This is a genomic window from Robbsia andropogonis (assembly GCF_034047095.1).
Lineage (GTDB): Bacteria > Pseudomonadota > Gammaproteobacteria > Burkholderiales > Burkholderiaceae > Robbsia > Robbsia andropogonis.
Window position 1 is genome coordinate 1,709,331 of the sequence record NZ_CP139170.1, and the last position, 20,882, is coordinate 1,730,212.

The 20,882-nt window shown below is 54.6% G+C and carries 20 protein-coding genes, 1 tRNA gene and 1 pseudogene; 10 read left to right on the plus strand and 12 right to left on the minus strand.

Translation table 11 applies throughout. The features are described 5' to 3' along the window. The 7 genes from SJQ66_RS21060 (at position 1) to SJQ66_RS21090 (ending at position 5,849) form a co-directional block, all read left to right on the plus strand. Positions 1 to 384, plus strand: a complete 384-nt coding sequence (locus SJQ66_RS21060; RefSeq protein WP_024902314.1) for a tautomerase family protein — start codon at positions 1 to 3, stop codon at positions 382 to 384. 126 nt (positions 385 to 510) lie between these two features. After that, positions 511 to 1,653 carry an acyl-CoA dehydrogenase family protein gene (locus SJQ66_RS21065; RefSeq protein ID WP_320535259.1) on the plus strand — a complete coding sequence of 381 codons (1,143 nt, stop codon included), beginning with the start codon at positions 511 to 513 and terminating at the stop codon, positions 1,651 to 1,653. 40 nt (positions 1,654 to 1,693) lie between these two features. Further along, the gene (locus SJQ66_RS21070) at positions 1,694 to 3,289 is read left to right on the plus strand and encodes an acyl CoA:acetate/3-ketoacid CoA transferase (protein WP_320535260.1); all 1,596 of its coding nucleotides are present in this window, start codon (positions 1,694 to 1,696) and stop codon (positions 3,287 to 3,289) included. A gap of 58 nt (positions 3,290 to 3,347) precedes the next feature. Continuing rightward, positions 3,348 to 3,818: a MaoC family dehydratase gene (locus SJQ66_RS21075; RefSeq protein ID WP_024902317.1), complete on the plus strand. Its 471-nt coding sequence runs from the start codon at positions 3,348 to 3,350 to the stop codon at positions 3,816 to 3,818. 202 nt (positions 3,819 to 4,020) lie between these two features. Further along, complete coding sequence (locus tag SJQ66_RS21080; RefSeq protein ID WP_320535261.1) at positions 4,021 to 4,854, plus strand: ABC transporter substrate-binding protein; 834 nt, start codon at positions 4,021 to 4,023, stop codon at positions 4,852 to 4,854. Between the two features lie 95 nt (positions 4,855 to 4,949). Continuing rightward, entirely contained in the window at positions 4,950 to 5,627 is a 678-nt protein-coding gene (locus SJQ66_RS21085) for an amino acid ABC transporter permease (protein ID WP_036008058.1), read from the plus strand. A gap of 132 nt (positions 5,628 to 5,759) precedes the next feature. Then, positions 5,760 to 5,849: transfer RNA gene (locus tag SJQ66_RS21090), tRNA-Ser, on the plus strand. A gap of 118 nt (positions 5,850 to 5,967) precedes the next feature. Here the strand turns inward: SJQ66_RS21090 and SJQ66_RS21095 are convergent. Further along, positions 5,968 to 6,456 carry a hypothetical protein gene (locus SJQ66_RS21095; RefSeq protein ID WP_320535262.1) on the minus strand — a complete coding sequence of 163 codons (489 nt, stop codon included), beginning with the start codon at positions 6,454 to 6,456 and terminating at the stop codon, positions 5,968 to 5,970. 166 nt (positions 6,457 to 6,622) lie between these two features. Next, positions 6,623 to 7,113, minus strand: a pseudogene (locus SJQ66_RS21100) (lysozyme). A 71-nt stretch (positions 7,114 to 7,184) separates the two neighbouring features. Between SJQ66_RS21100 and SJQ66_RS21105 the strand changes: the two are divergent. From SJQ66_RS21105 to SJQ66_RS21115, 3 genes are all read left to right on the plus strand, one after another. After that, entirely contained in the window at positions 7,185 to 7,400 is a 216-nt protein-coding gene (locus SJQ66_RS21105; protein WP_320535264.1) for a hypothetical protein, read from the plus strand. Between the two features lie 52 nt (positions 7,401 to 7,452). Further along, positions 7,453 to 7,695 carry a hypothetical protein gene (locus tag SJQ66_RS21110; RefSeq protein WP_320535265.1) on the plus strand — a complete coding sequence of 81 codons (243 nt, stop codon included), beginning with the start codon at positions 7,453 to 7,455 and terminating at the stop codon, positions 7,693 to 7,695. 113 nt (positions 7,696 to 7,808) lie between these two features. After that, the gene (locus SJQ66_RS21115; RefSeq protein WP_320535356.1) at positions 7,809 to 8,792 is read left to right on the plus strand and encodes a DUF3644 domain-containing protein; all 984 of its coding nucleotides are present in this window, start codon (positions 7,809 to 7,811) and stop codon (positions 8,790 to 8,792) included. Between the two features lie 27 nt (positions 8,793 to 8,819). Here the strand turns inward: SJQ66_RS21115 and lysC are convergent, their stop codons facing one another. From lysC to SJQ66_RS21165, 10 genes are all read right to left on the minus strand, one after another. Further along, entirely contained in the window at positions 8,820 to 9,062 is a 243-nt protein-coding gene (gene lysC, locus SJQ66_RS21120; RefSeq protein WP_320535266.1) for an Rz1-like lysis system protein LysC, read from the minus strand. Beyond that, positions 9,046 to 9,369 carry a hypothetical protein gene (locus SJQ66_RS21125; RefSeq protein ID WP_320535267.1) on the minus strand — a complete coding sequence of 108 codons (324 nt, stop codon included), beginning with the start codon at positions 9,367 to 9,369 and terminating at the stop codon, positions 9,046 to 9,048. Before SJQ66_RS21125 ends, lysC begins: the two co-directional genes overlap by 17 nt. Continuing rightward, positions 9,369 to 9,641, minus strand: coding sequence for a hypothetical protein (locus SJQ66_RS21130; protein WP_320535268.1), 273 nt, complete (start codon positions 9,639 to 9,641; stop codon positions 9,369 to 9,371). Before SJQ66_RS21130 ends, SJQ66_RS21125 begins: the two co-directional genes overlap by 1 nt. A gap of 1,383 nt (positions 9,642 to 11,024) precedes the next feature. Further along, positions 11,025 to 14,552, minus strand: a complete 3,528-nt coding sequence (locus tag SJQ66_RS21135) for a TipJ family phage tail tip protein (protein ID WP_320535269.1) — start codon at positions 14,550 to 14,552, stop codon at positions 11,025 to 11,027. Beyond that, complete coding sequence (locus SJQ66_RS21140) at positions 14,553 to 15,119, minus strand: tail assembly protein (RefSeq protein WP_320535270.1); 567 nt, start codon at positions 15,117 to 15,119, stop codon at positions 14,553 to 14,555. Continuing rightward, on the minus strand, positions 15,106 to 15,852 hold the full coding sequence (locus SJQ66_RS21145) for a C40 family peptidase (RefSeq protein ID WP_407691566.1): 747 nt from the start codon (positions 15,850 to 15,852) through the stop codon (positions 15,106 to 15,108). The genes SJQ66_RS21140 and SJQ66_RS21145 overlap by 14 nt, the downstream gene beginning before the upstream one ends. Next, positions 15,852 to 16,544, minus strand: coding sequence for a phage minor tail protein L (locus tag SJQ66_RS21150; protein WP_320535272.1), 693 nt, complete (start codon positions 16,542 to 16,544; stop codon positions 15,852 to 15,854). Before SJQ66_RS21150 ends, SJQ66_RS21145 begins: the two co-directional genes overlap by 1 nt. Positions 16,545 to 16,581: 37 nt before the next feature. Continuing rightward, positions 16,582 to 17,646 (minus strand): hypothetical protein, encoded by a 1,065-nt coding sequence (locus tag SJQ66_RS21155; protein WP_320535273.1) that lies wholly within the window; start codon positions 17,644 to 17,646, stop codon positions 16,582 to 16,584. Further along, a complete protein-coding gene (locus SJQ66_RS21160; protein ID WP_320535274.1) occupies positions 17,643 to 17,984 on the minus strand; it encodes a phage tail protein in 342 nt (113 codons plus the stop codon). The genes SJQ66_RS21155 and SJQ66_RS21160 overlap by 4 nt, the downstream gene beginning before the upstream one ends. 9 nt (positions 17,985 to 17,993) lie before the next feature. Next, entirely contained in the window at positions 17,994 to 20,879 is a 2,886-nt protein-coding gene (locus SJQ66_RS21165; protein WP_320535275.1) for a phage tail length tape measure family protein, read from the minus strand. Positions 20,880 to 20,882 lie beyond the last annotated feature (3 nt).

The following is a 20,882-nucleotide window of genomic DNA, read 5'->3' on the forward strand; positions in this document are numbered from 1 at the left end:
ATGCCGTATCTCGAAATTATTTCGCCGTTGCTGCCGGCCGAGACGAAACAACGTATTTCCCGGAGCGTCACGGAAGCGGTGGTTGCCGCGTTCGATGTGAAGGCCGTTACTGTGACGGTGTTCTTCCAGCCGCTTGAAAGTAGTGATTACGCGCACGCCGGCAAGCTGGGGTATGAAGATGGCCGTCCGGTACGCGTCCTGATCAAAGTGCACGCATATCGGCGGGATGTCGACGCTCGCCGACGCGCGGCCGCCCATATTACCGCCGGCTTCAATGACGCTTGTGCGCCGATGGTGACCGACACCGCCGTGTATTTCTTCGATCGTGATCTGGATGAAGTCGCACATGACGGCATGCTGGCTAGCGATCACCGAGTCGCGTGAACCGCCAGGACAGCATCCATTTCGTTTTGACGCAGTAGAGAAACCCGGAAACGTTCCGCCGCGCGCGCAGTGCATGTTGTCATTCGACGACGTGTCTGACGCAAGACCCTGTATTGATACACTGCCATGATGCAACTCTATACTGAAGACCAGACCGCCATCCGCGACACCGTGCGCCGCTTTGCGGAACAGGAAGTCTTGCCGCGCGCGAAGAAGATCGATCGCGAGGATTACTTCGATCGCGAACTGTACAAAGGCATGGCGGATCTTGGCTTGTACGGCACCTCGCTGGCTGAATCCGCGGGTGGCTCTGGACTCGACACTATTGCGGTATGTATCGCGATGGAAGAGTTGGCACGTTGCTCCGGTGCAATCGGCAATACCTTCGCGATTCCAGTGGAGGCGGCGCTGTTTCTGCATCACCATGGCAACGCGACACAAAAAGCACTTATTCCGAAAATTCTCGACGGCAGCGCTGTTTTTGCAACGGCCGTCTCGGAACCTGATCATGGCTCCGATGTCGCCAGCATCACGACCACGGCGCGTCGTACTGAAAGCGGCTGGGTGCTCAATGGTGTAAAGGCTTGGGTGACGTTGGGTGGCGTATGTGACTACACGATGGTGTTCGCACGAACGGGTGATGCGCCGGGCCACAAGTCGATCAGTTGTTTCCTGGTCGACATGTCCCTGCCTGGCATATCGCGGGGCAAGAACGAGGAACTGCTCGGGATGCACGGTCTAGAAGACTGCCAGTTGGTGTTCGAGAACGTGAGGCTGGCGGAAGAGTCGATGGTTGGCACTGAGAACCAGGCGTTCAAGATGGCGATGGGCAATTTCAATTTCAGCCGTTTGCTGATGTCGTCGATGGCGCTCGGCTTGGCGCAGGGGGCAATGGAAGATGCGCTGGCCTATGCCCGTCAGCGCAAGCAGTTCGGCAGTTCGATTCTGTCGTTTCAGGCAGTGCAATTCATGATTGCGGACATGTCGACGGAAATCGATGCGTCGCGTCTGTTGATCCATCATGCATCGCGTCTGCACGACGCCGGGCGGTCGATTGCAAAAGAAGCCGCGCAAGCGAAGCTGTTCACCACCGACATGGCGATGCGCAACGTATCGAATGCGCTGCAAATCCATGGCGGCAACGGTTATTCATGCGAATACCGAATCGAACGTATCTTCCGCGACGTGCGCCTGGCACAAATCTACGAAGGCACGAACCAGATCCAGCGCATGATCATTTCACGCCAGGTAGACAAGGAACTCGCATAAACGGCGACCGACAGACGATCACGACGAGACCACAGCGATCATGATTTCATGCATCACGGCAGCCGAAGCAGCTGCGTTGATCAAAGACGACGATTTCGTCATGTTGGGAGGCAATGGCGGCTCCGGGGTGCCCGAGGCCGTGCTGATGGCACTTGAATCGCGGTTCCTGGAGGGCGCGACGCCGCGCAACCTGACATTGTTTCATATCACCGGGGTGGGAGCGCTGACCGAGAAGGGTATCTGTCGCCTCGCGCATCCTGGCATGGTCGGACGCGTGATTGGTGGCAACTTCGGATTGCAACTCCCGTTCATGAAACTGATTCTGGACGAGGCCATTGAAGCGTATAACCTGCCGCAGGGGGTGATGACACAACTTTGCCGCGCGATGGCGGGCAAGCATCCGGGCATCGTCTCGCACGTGGGGCTGGAAACCTACATGGATCCGTTGCAGGAAGGCGGTCGAATGAACAAGCGCACCACGGAGCCGATGGTGGAGCGTATCCAATTGAAGGGCCGCGACTATCTTTTCTATCATGCACCCGGCGTGCCCACGGTGGCGTTGATCCGTGGCACCTCCGCCGACGAGGACGGCTACGTCAGCATGGAGCACGAGGCAACATCGCGCGAAGATCTGTCGATCGCGCAGGCGGTGCATAACGCGGGCGGCATCGTGATCTGCCAGGTAAAGCGTTTGGTGAAGCGGGCAAGCTTGCGCCCGCATATGGTCAAGATTCCCGGTTTTTTGATCGATCATTTCGTCGTCGAACCGGATCAGATGCAGACTTACACAACGCATTATGATCCGGCCCGGTCTGGCGAAACCCGTTTGCCGGCGTCGCAGATCGCGCCGGACCCGTTGACGATCAAACGCGTCATTGCGCGTCGTGCCGCATTCGAACTGCATCCGCGCGACGTCGTGAACCTCGGCGTCGGCGTCTCGGCGATGATCCCGAATGTCGCGGCGGAAGAGGGTATCGACGAACTGATCACGCTCACCGTCGAGGCCGGCGTCATCGGTGGTGTGCCCGGTCATGGCCGGGAATTCGGGACGGCGGTCAATCCGCGGGCGATTCTGGATCAAGGCTATCAATTCGATTTCTACGACGGGGGCGGACTGACCTGTGCTTTCCTGTCGTTTGCCCAAGTCGATCCTAACGGTAATGTCAACGTTACACGCTTTGGTGAACGCTACGACGGTGCGGGCGGCTTTATCAACATCACGCAGAATTCGCAGCGTCTTGTTTTCAGCGGCACGCTGACCGGCGGCAGTCTTGACATCGTTGCCGGTGGCGGCAAGCTCGACATTCGGCGTGATGGCCGTTTCAAGAAATTCGTGCCAATGGTCGATCAGATTAGCTTTTCCGGTGCCCTGGCTCGCCGTCGTGGTCAACGCGTGTCATTCGTGACCGAGCGCGCAGTGTTTGAACTCGAAGCGGATGGTCTGGTCTTAACCGAGATCGCGCCTGGTGTGCGTTTGCAAGAAGACGTACTTGACCATATCGGATTTTCGATGCGGGTCAGCACGACGTTGAAGATGATGGATGCGCGCTTGTTCAAGTCTGGCGCGATGGGCATTGGAGAGGCGTTCCGCGCGCTGCCACGCAGACAGATTCCGGTGCCCACGCACGCGGGTTAGCGCGTTGCTGCAAACAGGTAAAGATCTTATCAGTGGACCTGGAGAAAGAGATAAGGCGATGACGAAAACCGACATTCCCGCAAGTGACTTGTACTATGAAGACGTTCCAGTGGGGCAGACGATCAGCACGGCGCCGCATGAGATCACCACTACGGACATTGCGGCGTTCTGTACGCTGACCCGTGATCATCATCCTCTGCATACGGACGCGGCATTTGCGCAAAGCAAGGGGTTCAACGGTGTGATCGCCCACGGCCTCTACGGATTGGCTTTGATGGAAGGTTTGAAGACCGAGTTGAAGCTGTACGACAACAGTTCGATTGCGTCGCTAGGCTGGCAGGACGTGAAGTTCGTAAAGCCTGTTATTGCGGGCGATACCGTCCACGTACGTTTCACCTTCACTGACAAGCGTCCGACTTCCAAGCCGGGGCGCGGCATCGTCAACGAGTCGCTGGAATTGATCAATCAGCGTAGCGAGGTTGTGATCTCCGCAACGCACACTTCGTTGCTGTCCTGCCGCGACCAGTGAGGATTTCGCTTCGGCCGACTGTGGGCCGTGGTGTTCGGGCGGGCGGAATATGACAATGTAGTAGGCCAAACTTTATTGTATCAAGCATTATCCGAGCATTTTTAGCAAGCAAGCTGGGCGCAATTTCAATACGGTGTCAGGCCCCAGGGAAATGTAGGGGTAGGCGCTGGGGACTCTCACCACACGTAGAAGGGAAGCAAACATGAAAGTCAGCAAGTTGTTGGGTTCCATGCTGCTGGGACTGGCTTTGCCGTTCGTCGCGCATGCGCAAAGCTGTGTGCCGAAATTCGCCTCGGATCATCTGGTCAAGGCTGGCGAGTTGCAGATGTCGATCAATCCCACATTGCCACCCCAGCAGTATGTGAATGACAAGGGTGAGCTGGAAGGACTGAACGTTGAATTGGGTAACGCGATAGCGAAATCGCTTTGCTTGAAGCCGACCTATCTGCGGATGGATATGCCACCGATGATCCCGGCGCTGAAGACCGGCCGTTTCGATGCAATCGATACCGGCTTGTTCTGGACCGAGGAGCGTTCGAAGATGTTCTATATGGTGCCATACGCGCAACAGGCGATCAGTATCTATACGCTACCGGGCAGCAAGCTGGTCATTCATGGTTTCGATGATCTTGCGGAGCGTAAAGTGGGGGTTGAAATTGGTACGTATCAGGAACGCAAGGCCCGGGGTATCAGCGACGACATGGTGAAACGTGGCTTGCAGCCGATTCAGTTCCTGACTTTCGAGACGGTGACGGACACGTCACAGGCGTTGCTGGCCGGTCAGGTCGAGGCGGGGCTGAATATCGATGAAACGGCGCGATCGCTGGAAGATCGCAAGCTGGTCAAGGTCTGGGTAAGGGGGCAGCAGGGCACGGATATCACATTTGCCTTTCGCGACAAGGTCGTCGCGCAGGCAGCGGCCGATGCGATCACGAAGCTGAAGGCGGACGGTACTTATGACAAGTTGTTTGCGAAGTTCCGCATGACGCCATTGAAAGAAACCACGTTCTCGATCCGCGGTACGGGGCCGAACTAAGCAAGCATATCGGGCGATTGGTCATTGCGATTGAATGAGTGCGCGCTGGCGATAAGCGCACGGGTGGTAACGATCTAGGCAACACGGGAGCCGAGATGAGTCTGTTCAATGTGCCGGATTTTCTCGGCTATCTGGTCAATGTTTTTTTGATGGAGGGCGCGTTAATCACCCTCGCGCTGACAATCGCCACGGCCGTCGGAGGCATGATTGTCGGCATGGGGGTCGCCCTGCTGCGCATGTCGTCCAATCCGGTGCTGCGCGGTCCTGCGGCCTTTTATATTTGGGTCATGCGTGGTACGCCGCTACTGGTGCAATTGGTGATTGTCTTTACCGGATTGCCGCAGTTCGGAATTCGCTTGAACGTGCTGGAATCGTCGCTTTTCGCCTTGATCCTAAATGAAGCGGCGTACCTGGCCGAGATCATTCGTGCCGGTTTTCTCAGCGTACCGCAAGGGCAGCGCGAAGCCGCTGATGCGCTGGGCTTGCCCCGGTGGGTCAAGTTGTGGAAAGTGACGTTTCCCCAGGCGTTCCGCTTGATGATTCCGTCGCTTGGTAACTCGGTGAACGGCCTGTTGAAAGCGACGTCGCTCACGTCGGTGATCTCCATGGAAGAGTTGATGCGTCGCAGCCAGATGCTCATGCAGGCGAAGTTCGAGGTGTTGGAGGTATTTTGTGCAGCGGCTATCTACTATTTGCTGATGACCACGGCATGGGGCTTTTTTCAGCAGTGGTTGGAAAAGCGCTATAGCGCTGGGTTTGGGACCCGAAAGTAGGCGTGCCCGGTATGGGTTGATGCCCGTATTGATTCTTCCAGGGGGACGCGAAACGCCGATGAGACGTGGCTTGCCAAGTACTTCGGAAAAAACTCCCCATTCCTCAAAAGCTTCGCTATAATAGCGGGCTCCGGAGAGATGGATGAGCGGTTTAAGTCGCACGCCTGGAAAGCGTGTATAGGGTAAAACCTATCCGGGGTTCGAATCCCCGTCTCTCCGCCAGATATTTGGGTAAATAGTTGATTTATAAGAAACTATTTGGCTGATGCAAAAACAACCCCCAGTTCAACCCCTAATTAGGGAATTGACTGGGGGTTGTTTCTATTGGTGCGGGAGATTGTTAGTGTGCGCCTAGCAATCGCTCTTTTAGCAAAGCAAAAAAGGTCTGCTGTGAGAAGACGCTCAAGCCAGACTCATTTCCGCTACGAAGACACCACATGTTTTCAGGCTGGCCGCTGCTCAACATAAAAAGTGTGAGTTCGGGACGATTGCGAGCCGCGCTCTTGGGGAAGCTGATCGTAAGACCCCCGGTTGAGCCGAAATAGTAGAGCGCCCCCGGCTCAAACACAACCCGATGGGCATCGAGCGCAATAACGATCTTCTTATAGTTGACTTGGCGCGGCGGCCTCAGCGTTTCATCCCGGACGGAGATATCGTCAACGCTCACAGTCGCGCCGGGCGTTGTCGCTAACCACTCTGCGAGTTGTACAGATAGCGTTTCAATTGCCGCCCGAAATCGGGCGATCATTTCAGTTTGCTGCTGCTGATCTGATTTCTCGTTGTCACGTTTTTCTTGCCACATTCTCAGAAAGTCATCCTTCGCGCTCATAGAGTCGCTCCTATCGTTGTCATGTTGACAGCAATGTACTCTGTCTTGCTACGCTTATGCAAGCTAACGCACTAAATATAGTGGATGTCGGGCCTTTGAATATCTAGATGTGGTGGTTTCGAAAATGCCGGTCTGCGTAAATTTTCCTTTGGGTGCAAACTCAATCTTAGCTAAGGCACGCCCGACGTTCTGCTTGCCGCCGCGTCTGCAGCCCGGGTACAACGACCAGGTGTCCCTTCACTGTGGCCTTATCCCACGCTAGCAAAGCGTTGCACGCCCCGGCCCGGTCACCGGCCAGGAGCTTTCGCCGTATGGTGCTCCCGTTGAAATTTCCGGTCCCAGATTGAATATGAAATCGACGTAGGCGGTCCGCTCACCCTCGCTGAGAGGCACGGACACCGACCGGGCCAGGGCGACCTGTGCGGCCCTGTAGTCCTGCCCAATCAAGTAATCGCAGACTGCATCCGTGTACCGCTGGCCGAGTACGAGCGGCTTGCCATCGGGCCCGGTTCGGGCGTGGCCGTCGCAAACCGTAGGTAATCCGACCGGATCGTGGTAGACGACATTGGAGCGTCCTTCAAAGCCGGCCGTGAACAGCAGGCCAGCAATAGCAGACGCCCCGACGATATTTTTAATCGTCGAAGTGTTGATTCCCATTTTTTTTTTCTTGTAGTTTTATGAGCAGGAGTAGCTTGCAATGCTGTATATCCGTACAGTAATATGGGCGAATGAAAGCAGATATCGAACAAGCCGATGAGTTCTACGCCGAGCGAATGGCAATCATTGAGTTTGATGGCTGTATGCCCCGTCACGAGGCTGAACACTGGGCATCAGTGGCGACGTATCGCTGGTGTTGGAGAACGGGTCATCCGTGGCCGAAAGACCCGAGTTTCCGTGTGCGTGCCGGATATTTTGCGAATGGGGAGATCGACGTCTTGGGTTGACGCGCTGTACCATCACAGAAAATTTCTGTGAGATAAGACAATGCGCGTTTTCATGGTCCTGGCTGCCCTAGTGGTTGGCGGTTGTGCCTCCGGTGATGACTACAGTCTTCAATCCGCGTTGAATAAAAGTTATGCGGATGTGGATGCCACCGTGGCAGCGCGGCAAGCGTACATATCGTCCTCTCGGGAATCGGCCCGTCTTTCAGTCGAGCAGTACAAGCAGGACCCAAGCACGAATAACCTGATGAATGCAGGCGATGCATTAGGCGATTATCAAAGTGCAAAATTCCGATAGCGGGCGGGTATTCAACGAATTTAATGCGGTAAGCATTGCGTATTTGCTTTGATGAGACCTTGCGCTTAAACTTCTCGAACATTACTTTAGTGCCTTCGGGAACTGGCGTGGAAATGGTGAAAATAAAACGTAATAGGGGAGTTTGGTCAGTATCGGCCGAGCTAGTCAAAAAATCGAGAGAGGCCGCCTTGTCGGCAGTGCAGATTTTCAATAGCCCCTCGATTACATTTAAATCAGAGACATTCATAGTTCTAATGGTAATCGCATGGACGTACATGCTTCATGCGTATTACCGCAAAAAAAGTGTGGAATACCGCTATTACAAAGTCGTCGGAGCCCGACGGACCTACGTCCGGACGCCGCAGGGGGCGTACCGGTATTGGGATTTAACGGAATGCCTTAAAGCTCCAGACTGCCCGGTGGACAAAAGCGTCGTAACAAATTTGACGTTTCTTATTGGTCTTCGCCACGAAATAGAGCATCAGATGACAACTCGGCTTGACGATCAACTGAGCGCGCGGTTTCAGGCATGTTGCCTTAATTACAACGATACTTTAAAGCGCGAGTTCGGCAACGAAAACGGGATTGATCGTTACCTAGCGTTCAGTCTACAGTTTTCCTCTTTGGATACTGAGCAGGTGAAAACCTTGGGAGAGGCGGCGGGGCTTCCGACGCACATCAAGGCATATATAAACGCGTTTGATTCCAGTATCTCCGAAGAAATTTTCAACGACCCTCGGTACGCGTACCGTGTTCTTTTCGTCCCGAAGAACGTTAATAAGAGGGGTCAGGCTGATAAGGTCATTGAGTTTATAAAATCCGACAGTGATCTGGCTAAAGGAGTTAACCAGCAATACGCGATTATTAAGGAAACCGAAAAGAATAAATTTCTACCCAAGCAAGTCGTGGATAAGATGAAAGCAAAGGGCTACGAGAACTTTAGCATGCACGATCACACGAAATTATGGAAAGAGATGGGCGGAAAAAATCCAGAAAAAGGCTATGGAACTTCTGTCGCTGGGCACTGGTATTGGTACGAGTCGTGGCTTCAGCATGTAGAAGAACATTGCCAGCACCAGCTACGTATTCCAGAATAGCAACGCTATCGGACTGCGAGCAGTCGCTTACTTGGTAGCTTTGACGCCGGTTGCCCAGGCTCGTAGCGCTGCCTTGTCTGCGTTGCACAGGTCAAGCTTGCCGCGCTCATTGATGACCGCTTGGGCGAGGTCAGCGACGGTGTTTCCTCCTGGTCGTGCGGCGTGTGCACAGTTTTCCATTAAGTCATCCGGCGGTGTCGATACGCGGTAGGTCGAGCAGCCGGCCAACACGACCGCCACCACAGCGGCGATCTTACTTGCACGCATCATTTTTCTCCTCACCATAAATCGCCTGCCATATGGCATCAGGGACGACTTCCGAAGCGACGGATGGGCTCGCAGCTACAGCGGTTGCCAAGCGGGCCGTTGCAGCGTCCTGTGTGGTTTTTGCGACTGCCTGGCCCGCCGCTTGGGTCTTATAGGCATTCTTGGTGGCTGTGACATCCGCTACCGCTTGGTCCCTTTCCCGCGTGATCTCCGCCACCTTTTGATGCGACGAATACCAGCCAAGGCCGAGACCTATTGCGATAGCGGTGAGTAGTGCTCCCGCCAGGATTTCCTCTAGGAGCCTTCGCATCAATCCTCCTTCGCCACCGCCGGCTGTTTGCCCAGTTCCTTCCACATCGACCAATCTTTATTGACCAGTCCTCGCTTGAGGGCCACGGCTGTCCGCCACACGCGCGGCAGTGCCGACCAGATATAGAACGCGGTCAAGACCAACGTCCCAATAGAAACGATGGTGCTCAGGGGGAACGAGGAGAACCCGTACGCTGTGCCGGCAACCGTCGTTACTACCTTTCCGCCAGTCGCGCCGGTAGCGGCCTCCCTGGCCGAATCAAACAATCCCATTTTATTTATCCTTATGCGGCCGTTGCAGCCGGGGTAGCTGTACCGTCTGCGGTACTGGACGCGGTTGGCGTTGTCGTTGTGGATGCCGTAGAGCCGGCGATAGTTCCACCGCTGAAGGCAGTCAAGTCCACCGTAGCGTCCGGAGCAACCAGCAGCGATTCAACGAATGCCAGCGGGTCCGAACCTGAAGGCGGCATAGATTTAATCATTGCTTGCTGAGAGAAGACCGACGCCTTTCCGGCCGTGTAGGTGTCTGCGCTCACGTATGACGCGACTTGAGCGACTGTGCGCTTATTGAGGTAGTCCAGCATCACCGAGGTGACGACTTGGTACGCAGTGTTAGCGCCGCTGGCCGGAGTCGTGTAGTTCGAATTAATCGGCATCGTATTCACATGTTGGTTACGTCTAGGACTAGATACGCGTAGGCGTTACAGGGCGTTGTGTCGATAACAACACTGCCGCTACTGTCATAGAACGAATTAATTGTTTGAGCTTGGTACGAAACATTCGTCCCTGAAATGGAGAATGCCGCTCCGTTGAAGAAGCCCATCTGGGGGTAGGGTGGGGCTGGGGCTACAACGGACTTTGCCCAGTTATGCCGAAGCGCCGATTGCACTACAGCAGGAGTGCCGGAGTATGAGTAGGTAACGCCGCTATCTAGCGCGGCTGAACCCTGGGCCTCCGCACCGGAATACGCACCGACGATGCGCATATATGCGAACCGGCTATCAAATACGACCGATCCTGATGCATTACGTACCAGTAGACCGTAAGGGTCCGTCGGGCTAAGCAGGGCAGGGTCATCAAAAACCCAATAGGAGACGGTAACGCCTGCCGCGCTACAGAAGTAGGTGTATGTTGCTGTTCCGTTTGATACGACGGTGGACACGAGGCATACATACCCACTAGACGGACGGACCGCTATAACGGGCGTGCTTCCAGTCGATACCGATATAGTTGCTGTATACCAGCTATTATTCGTAGGACTGCCTCCAGAAACAACGGAACCCTTTGCGCGTAGCCCTAGATTCTTATAAGTGCTGTCTATCTGCACGTACCCCGACCCGTTTATCACCACAAGGCCATAGTCGGAAATTTAATACACTCCGTAAATGACTAGGACGGACCTAGTCGGATATGAGGAACTGGCCGGAGACCATTGGATTACTGATCCGCTTCCGACAACGTTAGGCGGTAGAGTGGACTGTGATGCAGTTGGCACCGAATCAATGACGGCAAACCACACCGTCCCAGCAACGCCGACAGACAAACTACCCGAGCCAGTGCCCGTATTGAAAGACCCGATTTGTCTAGTGATTCGATCGCTTACCGAGAGCGTTACATTGTTGTTTGCGTCCCTTATCTCCAGGCCATACACAGACATTAACTAATCCTCCCCAACGTCACACGAGCAACGTTGTTAGGATCTAATGTACGAATGCTTGCCCCGTTGATAACTAGCCGGCCACCGCCGCCGTCCGATGCGTTCATTTCGAACACACCGGCCTTGCTGATCTGCCACCCGGTAGAGCCTGCGACATAATTATCACTTTGAATGTATGCCCCGATCATTGCGTTGGTGATATACCCATTGCCGATCATTGCAGTAGCTAGGACAACCTGACCGTTCTGAACAATGAACGGAGCGGTAATGCCTGTGCCGGTAGTTGAGTTGATAACGGCAAATCGGTCGGCTGATACAAGCACCTGCGATTGAATGACTCCGGTACTGTTGTCGATTCCTACACCGATCCCCGCGACGTACGTAAGACCCCCAGAGGTCACTTGCGTTTTTATGGTGTAGGAAGCAGATAATGCACCGTTCAAGTCTGCGTATGATGTGGAGACGGTCTGAACCGCCGCCGAGTTGTCTGCGACTTGTGCCTGAACTGTCGTTATCTGTTGGGCTTGGGCAGAATCTCCGGTAGCTCTAGCATCGGACTCCGAAGTAATTTGAGCCTGTAAAGTCGCGTTGTTCTGAGTGACGCTTGCCGATACACCATCAATCCGTGTGCCCAAGGCTAGATCAGCCTCGGCTCGCGCAGATTGCTCCGAGTACACGCCCGCATAGACTTCTTCCGCTCCCGCGTAGTCATCCATACTCCCAGCCATTTCCGGAATTACTACTGAGGCCGATACGGCGTCGATGCGCTGGCCGAGGGCTGTATCACCGTCTACCCGTGCCGATTGTTCCGAAGTGATCAGGGCGTTATTAGCGTTGACTGCTGCGCCGACGCTATCTATGCGCTCACTCAGCGCGCTATCCGCGTCCTGTCGTGACGATTGCTCCGACGAAATAGCGACGCCGCGCGCCTGTACTTCAGCAGCTAGTGCCTCTTGCGCATCCGAAACGCTTTGCTTGATGTTCGGAACGTCGCCAATAGTGGCCTGGAGGTCCTGTGAAAGCTGGGTCTGACCGATCAAACCAGCTAAGTAACTTGCGATCACTGTACCGTCTGCGGTGCTTTGGCCCTGGACGCCCACGCCATCCGGATACCACGGACCAACATTGCCTGATGTGTCCACCAGACGTGCCCAAAAGAATAGACGAGATCCCGACGCAAGGTTAAGAAGCTGGGCCGAGTTCGTCGGATAGCTGTACATGCCTAACTGCGAGGCACTGTCGAAGCCTGACGTCTTGCTGTAGTACAGTTCCGTGTAAGCTGTGTCATCAGCACCGGACGGAAAAGACCAGCCAATATCAATTGCCAGGACTTGGTCCGTGGTTGCTGTGAGGGCCGCGACGCTGGGAGGTTCGCCTGTTTTGCCGGCGAGCGTCGTTAGGACGGAATAGCCATAGGGTGAGGCAATACCGATACCATTGACAGCGCGGACGCGGGCAAGGTACTGACCAGTGTAGATACCTTGTACGTCGATTGATGTACCGCCTGTCGTCCCCGCTGTTACCCAGTCGCCGCTCCCGCGACGCCACTGCACCGTATAAGCGACAGCATTCTTAGGAGCCTGCCAGGCAATTGTCATATTCGTCTTGGCAATGCCTTGATCCACGATGACGTACTGGCTAACCGTAATGCCGGTAGGCGCGGCTTGAACGTTCACGGTGCTATCGCTGACAGGCCGCAAGTCGAAGGCCGCACCGTCATCAACTACCGCGTACTTAGACGGCTCGTGCTGGGTGGCGGTAATCTCAAAGGTGATGCCGCCCTGATCCTTTACCGACGAGACCCGGAATAGTTGTGATTGGACCGTAGCGCTTTCGACCAACCATACCGCACCGCTCACCGGAAGAACCGAGTAGGGCGATACCGTCGTGAAGGTTTGGCCGTCGATAGCCTGGATCGTCTGCGTCTCCGCCTTTCCCGATGGCAGCATCAGCGTAAGCGTGTCGCCTACTGTGGCCTCCGGCATGGCCCGATCCACCGTTATCTGCGTGATGGACGTTACCGAACGGATACGACCAGCCATACGCCGACCGGCACGGCCCGCGTCGGCTATCTCGATAATCTGCCCCGGCATTGCTACAGTGCCATCCAGGCCAGTGGAAAACGTGACGGTGTTTGTCTCGTATCGTGACGTGATGAGTGTCCACTGGCCGACGCGCTGGGCCTGTGACCGACTGGTGCATCCAAAGGCTATTGTCTCGGCCTTGTTGATTCCGTAGCGCGCGACGCCGTCCGCGTCTTCTACGTACTCGACCGCCTGTTGATAGGCATTGTCGGGATCGTTCCATGTGACCAAGGCTACGGTGTAACGAGTCTTTAGCGACGAACCTACGTACTTAAACTTTCCATCAACGACGTTGGCTTGCGTGTAAATATAGGCAGGATCGAAAGGCATATCCGCCGTAGCGGTGACGGACGAGTTAGCCCAGTACGCCATCCCTCGGAACACGCTTGCTAGGTCCTGTAGTACCTTGTAAGCGTCGGCCCGCGTCTGGATATAGCAATTGCAGCGAAACCTGGGCTCAGTGCCGCCCGCACCGTCCGAAACAAAAACATCGCAGTACTGAGCAATTGAGTAAAGCGAATATCGATCGACCATAGACGCGTCGATCCAGCGGCCCAAGCCGTATACCGAGTTGAGAACGAGATCATAGAAAATCCAAGCCGGGTTATCGGTCCAGCCGGTGATAAACGTACCGTCCCAAGTGCCGGCATACGTTCGTGTGTCGGGGTCATAATTTGAGGGGTACTTGATCAAAAGGCCCTTCCAGTCGTACGATCGAGTGGGGACTGTGGAAAACTCTGTCGCGTCCACCGCAAACGCGACCAAGGCGCTCATGGGGTAGCGCAGCTTGGCGTCTACTAGTTCCGCATAGCTGACGATGTTCGTCGTATCTTGAATGAATGATGTGGTTGCATCCGCCGTCGTGCGAACTACGCGGATCGTGTAATGTGATACTGCGCCCTTCAAATCAATACGATGTGAACGCGTGTATGTGCTGGACGCCTTGCCATCGAATGCCGTATCGATCACAGCAGAGAACGCACCATCATCTACCGATAGCTGGACCTGATAGGCGACTCGGTAGCCGTTTATATCGCCTGATTTTTGATCCTGCTGGGAAAGCGCGTTGACGCTAAGCGTTACCCGGAGAGCGTCCAGCGCGAGGTTAGTGACCGTATGCACCCAAGGCGTCACAGCCTTAAGTTCAACGCCTACAGTTACCTCACTCGCGGACGTGTCAAAACCTGATATGTAGTCTTGATCGATCGTTCCTACGCGGTAGTCTTCAGAGGCAACATTAAAGTTATACGACCCGTCCGCGTTTTGTAGCGGCGTATCGTTCAAATAGGTTGATGCACCGATAGTCCCATTGGCAGGACCGTAGCACGGCCCTTCAGATATGAGGTCTAGGATTTGCGCATTTGCGGTGCTGCTAAGAGTGTCAGACGCTTCCGTGGCGGTGCTGCTGGAACCGCCCTTGCTGCCCGCTACGATTCTCGTCATTTACGTGTCCGTGGCTAAAATTGATTCGCTAAGAACGGTCGAGCCCACCCGCATACGACCGTACAGCAGAGGCACGGGGCCACCCTGTGATGTGTTGTTCTCCGCACCCGAGAAGTAATACGAAGTCTTCGACGTGCCGGTGTTGGACGACGGCTGACGAGTAAGCATCTGCGCGATACCGCCGAGGGCCATACTTGCGCCCATAGCCATCATGGATGGGCCGTACGCATTGCCGAAGTAAGTTGAGACCGCGCCGACCACGAACAGAGCCGCACCCGCAATCGTCTGCCAGAGCCCCGCTTTACGCCCGTGAGCTACGGGAGCAATCCGAACATCCGAGCCACCAGACGGGTAGGCCAGGGTGTCCTCTGGGATGTTCAGCTTATCTACGAATATCGAATACCGAACGCCACGATCCTTTGCCGTCATCAGTTCCCGCTCAAAGCCGGGGACCATACGCACAAGTGCGCGGATGGCGTCGGCTGGACTAGAGATAACGAACCGATGGACTCGGCCGAACTTCGCACCGAGATACCCATACAGCCGGATAACGCTAGGCTTTTCCATTAGGTACCTCGTTATGACGTAGGATGTGCGTGACGTAGTCGCGATAGCGCGGAAGGGATTCCCGCCCGGAGAGCCGGCCGTACATATGGTGCAAGATGGTGTCTTCGCCTATGTAGACCGCAGCATGATTCGGTACGTTATTCTTGCTGCGGATCTTCATGAGCAGTACGTCGCCGGGTTGCGGTTCGGTACTCAAGGAAAGGGCGGTAAAGCCTGCCTTGGGGAAGCCCTGCGTGTAGAGGTCAGACTTTCCGTCGTCCCACCAGGGACCACTACGCGGGAAGTCGGGCAAGGCAATTTCGTACTTGGCTTTGTAGTACCGCCGTACCAGCCCATAGCAGTCGTTGACGCCGTGGGAGAATTGGCATCCGATAAGCGGTGCCTCATACCCACTCGGCCCGAACTCGTGCCAGGCATCGATGTCTACGGAGCCGTCTGCCTGGTGGCCCAGACTGACGATTACCCAGAGTGGAATCTGGAGCCCCTCGCAAACCACGAGGTCCGCATCGGAAGGGCGTGGATTGCCGCCTGGGTGGGAATGGACAAGGGCCTGAATATCGCCCTGGTCCTCCGCTGCCGCGTACTGCTGTTCGGAGATTGTGAAGTCTTCCAGAGGCGTCGGGCTGGCGTTATCGCAACGGATGTATTCTCCGTTCACGACGAGACCGCAACTTTCTCTCGGATACTCATCTAATGCATGCTTTGCGATCTGCTGTCGCAATTCGTCGGTAATCATAGAGTCGAGGTTAGACCCGCTGACGGAAAGCCCCCATACGGTAATGGTGCGTTATCACCGAACCGACATTTACAGCCGGACAAGCGCTTAGAACACGCATCAGCGCTGGGGTCTGTCGTCGCGGTATTGTTTTTGTCGAAGTACGTAAGCCCTGCCCAGCCGCAGATAGTCCCTCTGTAATCCCATTGGCAGAGATTCGCGACTACCTGACGATTCGGAAGCTGACGGCCGGCGAAATCGAGCGGCGATGACAGGGTGAATTCCACACTGATGTCGTCCTCGTTCGTCTTTTGCTCTATCTGCCATTGCTCGACCGGCATCTCAGCGGTAGGGTCAGCAGTAGGGTTAAGGGCTGGGAAGTTCTCGGAATCGAGGTATTTGACGAGGGTACGGCGGCGGTAAAATTTTGCGCCGACCATATCGCCCAGGGCCATGCAGAGGACCGAAATAGAGCGGTCTACATTGCCCACCGTGACAGTTGGGGTGGGCTGGCTTTCGTCGCCAGTTCGCTCAAACCCCTCAGACTGTACGGGCCAGGGGTTGTATTGATTTCCTTGCCAGTAAATAGGGCCCGATTGCAGATGAGGATGGAATCTCAGAATATCGCCACCAAGTTCCGTACAATCTAATTCGTAGACTTCTACCTTTGCGCCAGGCTCTTGCTGTTGTATGTCGGCTAGTATTGTCATAACGGTTTCGGGCGACCGTAGAGCATGAGGTAGGTCATCATCGCTTTATCCCGTATAGGGAGAAGCGGCCTGTCATCTTGACGCCGGTCCCATTCAGATAGAGTTGAATTTTTGAGATGGCACCGGTTGATCCAAAGTAGAAACCGTGCCCCTGTCCACTCACTAGAGACCCACCATCAGTAACTTGGTTGTATTCGAACGAAATTTTCTTGAAGAGTGATGTCGCTTTCATATTCCGTAGGATTATGGAACCGTCTCCCGAGGACGCTTTGGATACCGAAGTTCCTGATGCGATCGAATAAATCGTCATAAACAGGAAATAAGGATTTGCCAAAAAGCATTGGCCGTTATCAGATACAACCCCTGATGCCGAAGGTTGCGACATATAACGATAAAGCGACGTATATGACGATGACGAGTCGTATCCAGATTGACCGGAAATGCCGAACTGAACAAGAAGACCCTGATTAGATACGTCGCTTTGAACGCCTGAAAATTCGATTTCGTAATCATCAAATTCTGTAGACGATAAATCAAAACCGACTGCGCTGACGCCCGAACCTACTGCGAATGTCTGAGAAGAAAGCAAAGTGCGACCCTGAGCTAACGCGGTTCGCCCCGCTTGGATGGTTGCATCCGATCCGGCATCGACGGGTGTCTTCAGGTTGCCACCGTCCCATGGCGAATACCCTGCATAAATCGGTCGCTGAGTGAAAGTCGCTGTTCCCGCGACTGCTAAAGTAGCCGCAGACAGTTTCCCAGTAGTTGATACATCCCCGGCGAAGGACGCGCCCGACAGCTTTGCGTACGGCGTTAAATCAAGATTACCTGTGTCGTACGCCGTCTTGCCTGCGTAGGTTGGTCGCTGCGCAAACGAAGCCTCTCCTGTCACATTGAGTCCACCGCTCGCTGTCACCTTCTTCGTTGCCGTAAATGCGCCCTCGGTGCTGACGTCGCCCGTGAAGTCTGCCCCGGAAATATCCGCTTTCCCAGTATTTAGGGCTTGAATATTCTGATTTACCTTGGTAAAGCCTATGCGTACTGTGTCGCCTTGTGAGCCGTCCGAGGCAGCGCCAAAGACGACGTCTGTTACTGTAGTCATGGGCTAAATGCCTCGTTGAATGTGACGGTGAGCGTGTAGGTGTCCCCTCCGTTCGCCTGGATATTAGGTTTAACGCACCGGAAAAGTCCGGCAGTAGTCCTAAGAGGAGGAGTCCAATAAAAGGATGTCGCGCCTTGCGTGTCGTCTAGGAATGTCTTTATAGCTCTGATCGTGTCACCACTTCCCACGAACGTAAGTGGCCACGAATCGGCAGCGTTATTGATGCCATCTGGAATTACCTGACTGTAGCCGTCTCCGAACTGTGCGGATAAGACGGAGTAGTTTGTATCGCCTGATGCGTCTAATGAGGGTGTCCAGGTGAATGTCTGGGTAGTCATTTACCCTCCTTAGATTTGGTTGTGACGAATCCGGTACGCGTATCCGCCTTGGCCGTTCATCTTTTGGTTAAGTCGCTTATCAATCAAGTTTTGAAACATCGGAGCCAGGGCCGCGACATCTTGCTCAGTTAGACCGCCACCGCTGTTGCCTTGTTGTAAGTTCAACTGTAGCGACGTGGTGTGCGTCACCGACCCGGAGGACGCTGTAGGTGCGATGCTACCTACTGCGCCTCCCGTAGCGAACCGACCTACGCCACCGTAGTTAATGGCGTCAAGCAAGTTCTTATGCTGAGACGCGGCCTTAGCATTGATGACGTATTCGCCATTGGAGAGCATCGCCGGGATACTATCGCTCGTGCTGGTGCCTGGGCCTGTCACGTTGCCTCCGGTCGCCAAGTGGAAACCGTATGTATTAGATCCAACAGAAGACGACGCGCCGCTGCTACCGCCTGCGACGGCTCCTACGACTGTGGACGCGATGCCGAAAAGTGCGGATGTCCCGCTACTCCCGCTGCCCGCGCCTAAGAAGGCTTGTAGGGCGCTCATTTCGGACCACTTCAGTAGGATTTTTGTTAGATCCTGGAGAATGCTGGCCGTGAATGAAGAAAAGCTGAATTTGCCTGTTGTGAGGGCAGTTTCTAATGCAGAGGTAGCAGTATCCCAAGTGGACCGGTATGCCTGCCCCACGGCCTCCGCAGACGTCGTCCCATCGCCCAAAATATCTCGGTTTGCTAGCTTAACCTGGGCTGTATAGCTGTTGCGTACCGCAAGTTCATTGTCTAAATGCTGCTGAAGTAACGCGGTCTCCTGGTTGTACGCAGACTGCGCCGCAGTAACCTCTGCATCGTATTCCGTAGAGTCAATTTGATGCTTGGAGTACTTATCGCGTAGCGACGCTAGGTCTTGCTGGTTTTGTTCGTATAATCTTAGGCTTTCCTGATACGTCTTATTATCGGTAGGGGAAAGGTAACGGGATTTATCTTCTTGTTGGTAGCCCCTTTGTTGTTTAACTACACGGTCTGTTTGGTCGTCCTGGTACTTCTTGATATCGGCAGCGCGTTTTGCTGCATTGGTCGCTAGGGCTGACGTTAAATCGTCATCCACCTTCTTGCGCTGTACCACCAGCTTTTCATACTCAGCCTGTGCGGTCTCTGCTGCTGCCTTTTCCTTTTTACGTTTAGCAATGTCTATCTGAGTAGCAGCGTTCTTGATTTCCTGATCAAGTGCTGATGCTTGGATATCATGCAATCTACGGAAATACTCGTCAGCGTCGATTAGGTTCGCGTCGCGCAAACCCTTCAGTACTGCGGCTGACCGTTTTTCCTCCGCTTCTGTAAGCTGGTTCTCTCCACGGAGTCGTGCCAGTACTGCATTATTCCCATTGTCACTAGTGGTCTTCTTTGCGTACTGGCTACGTATCTGAGCGAGGTTTTCCTGGTGCCGCTTTTCCACCTGTTCGCGTTCGGTACCACTCGCGTCTAGGTCTTTTATGGCCTTTTGATAAGCCACATTCTCAGCTTGTATTTCCTGGTCACGCTGACGTGTCGGACTTGCGTATTTTGTACTGTCAAGATACGTGTTAGCAGCTACGACACCGTCACCCTTGCGTGCTATATCTGCTTGTGCGGCTGCTGCTGCCTTCTGTGCGGCGGTAGTTTTCTGGAGGGCTGCTACATCGTCGTTAGCCTGCTTAAGCTTGTCACGATAACCGAAGGCATCCGAGTTCCCGTTTTTATCAAGCTGGGCCACAGCGATCTTTAAGCCCGCCTGGCGTTTTAGCGCATCGTTGAGTTTTTCTGCATCGGTGGCCTGGACCCCCGCGTGTGCAAGATCGTTTCCCATATCGGTGGCGAGCTTGCTTAGGCCCCGCCACAACTTACCGATATAACCTATATTTGCTTCCGCGTTTGTTTTGAATCGATCGTGTGACGCGTTCAAACCATCGACTACTGCCTTATAAGCGGCCGCCTCATCGCCAGCGCGGATGTAACCTTCGATGACCTGTGCTTGAGCGGCAGTGAATAGATGGTATTGTCCTTGTAGTTCCTCCAGGGCCTTCTTAGGGTCCTTAGAGAACTTAACCATAGTCTCTACGACTTTATCTACTTCCTCGCCTGTGTCGTGCGCAAAATTCACGGTTGCGCGTGTGACGTCAGCGAGCATTTCTCCTGATATCTGACCGCTCCGGACCAGACCCGTCATTGCTTCTTCTACGGTTTTCAGTGGGGTTGACGTACCGGCTAACGACTCGGACATTAGCTTTAGCTGTCCTGTCGTGAGGCCCAGGTAGCCATTGGTGAGCATTGCCGACTTGTTAAGCGTATCGAACGCTGCCGCCCCGGATATGATCTTGTAGCCAAAGAGGGCGGCAGCAGCAGCGACTATGCCCAGGGATGCACCAAGCGGAGACATAACCTTGCTGAGTGCGTCGGTAGCCTCTCCGAATACCATCAGAGATCCACCCAGCTTTGACCAGCTACCCTGGGATGCTTCGTGTGCCATGACCAGCATTTCGCGCCGCGCGGCTGTGCTGTCCATGGTAAAGCTGTGTGTAGCGCTGGACGCAGCTTTAATTGCTTCCGCTTGTGCGGTAAAAGCATTGACCACCCCTGAAGAGGCGGCACGCTGGTTTAGAATTTCCAGGCGAGTTTTGCCGGCCGTGGCTTCTAACTGGTTGTACTGGTCTACTAGGCGCTTCGCCGCGCGGGCGTTGAGTTCGAATCCATTAGCGGCGGCCTCTTTCATGGCCGCGTCTACTTGCGCGGCTCGTTTTGCCATCGCGTCCATAGTCGCGTTAGCTTGGGCACCGCTCGCCTTTAGCTGATTGACTCCAGACTGTACCCCGGAGGCATCTACCGATACCTTGATGGTCGTATTGTTATTGCTCTGTGCCATCAG

What these genes read in the sequence shown, in the direction of transcription:
- SJQ66_RS21065 (WP_320535259.1), top strand. Translation starts at nt 511, where the DNA reads ATGATGCAACTCTATACTGAAGACCAGACCGCCATCCGCGACACCGTG.
- SJQ66_RS21165 (WP_320535275.1), bottom strand. Translation starts at nt 20,879, where the DNA reads ATGGCACAGAGCAATAACAATACGACCATCAAGGTATCGGTAGATGCC.
- SJQ66_RS21060 (WP_024902314.1), top strand. Translation starts at nt 1, where the DNA reads ATGCCGTATCTCGAAATTATTTCGCCGTTGCTGCCGGCCGAGACGAAA.
- SJQ66_RS21095 (WP_320535262.1), bottom strand. Translation starts at nt 6,456, where the DNA reads ATGAGCGCGAAGGATGACTTTCTGAGAATGTGGCAAGAAAAACGTGAC.
- SJQ66_RS21135 (WP_320535269.1), bottom strand. Translation starts at nt 14,552, where the DNA reads ATGACGAGAATCGTAGCGGGCAGCAAGGGCGGTTCCAGCAGCACCGCC.
- SJQ66_RS21140 (WP_320535270.1), bottom strand. Translation starts at nt 15,119, where the DNA reads ATGGAAAAGCCTAGCGTTATCCGGCTGTATGGGTATCTCGGTGCGAAG.
- SJQ66_RS21075 (WP_024902317.1), top strand. Translation starts at nt 3,348, where the DNA reads ATGACGAAAACCGACATTCCCGCAAGTGACTTGTACTATGAAGACGTT.
- lysC (WP_320535266.1), bottom strand. Translation starts at nt 9,062, where the DNA reads ATGATGCGTGCAAGTAAGATCGCCGCTGTGGTGGCGGTCGTGTTGGCC.
- SJQ66_RS21085 (WP_036008058.1), top strand. Translation starts at nt 4,950, where the DNA reads ATGAGTCTGTTCAATGTGCCGGATTTTCTCGGCTATCTGGTCAATGTT.
- SJQ66_RS21130 (WP_320535268.1), bottom strand. Translation starts at nt 9,641, where the DNA reads ATGGGATTGTTTGATTCGGCCAGGGAGGCCGCTACCGGCGCGACTGGC.
- SJQ66_RS21115 (WP_320535356.1), top strand. Translation starts at nt 7,809, where the DNA reads ATGGTGAAAATAAAACGTAATAGGGGAGTTTGGTCAGTATCGGCCGAG.
- SJQ66_RS21160 (WP_320535274.1), bottom strand. Translation starts at nt 17,984, where the DNA reads ATGACTACCCAGACATTCACCTGGACACCCTCATTAGACGCATCAGGC.
- SJQ66_RS21105 (WP_320535264.1), top strand. Translation starts at nt 7,185, where the DNA reads ATGAAAGCAGATATCGAACAAGCCGATGAGTTCTACGCCGAGCGAATG.
- SJQ66_RS21070 (WP_320535260.1), top strand. Translation starts at nt 1,694, where the DNA reads ATGATTTCATGCATCACGGCAGCCGAAGCAGCTGCGTTGATCAAAGAC.
- SJQ66_RS21150 (WP_320535272.1), bottom strand. Translation starts at nt 16,544, where the DNA reads ATGACAATACTAGCCGACATACAACAGCAAGAGCCTGGCGCAAAGGTA.
- SJQ66_RS21110 (WP_320535265.1), top strand. Translation starts at nt 7,453, where the DNA reads ATGGTCCTGGCTGCCCTAGTGGTTGGCGGTTGTGCCTCCGGTGATGAC.
- SJQ66_RS21155 (WP_320535273.1), bottom strand. Translation starts at nt 17,646, where the DNA reads ATGACTACAGTAACAGACGTCGTCTTTGGCGCTGCCTCGGACGGCTCA.
- SJQ66_RS21125 (WP_320535267.1), bottom strand. Translation starts at nt 9,369, where the DNA reads ATGCGAAGGCTCCTAGAGGAAATCCTGGCGGGAGCACTACTCACCGCT.
- SJQ66_RS21080 (WP_320535261.1), top strand. Translation starts at nt 4,021, where the DNA reads ATGAAAGTCAGCAAGTTGTTGGGTTCCATGCTGCTGGGACTGGCTTTG.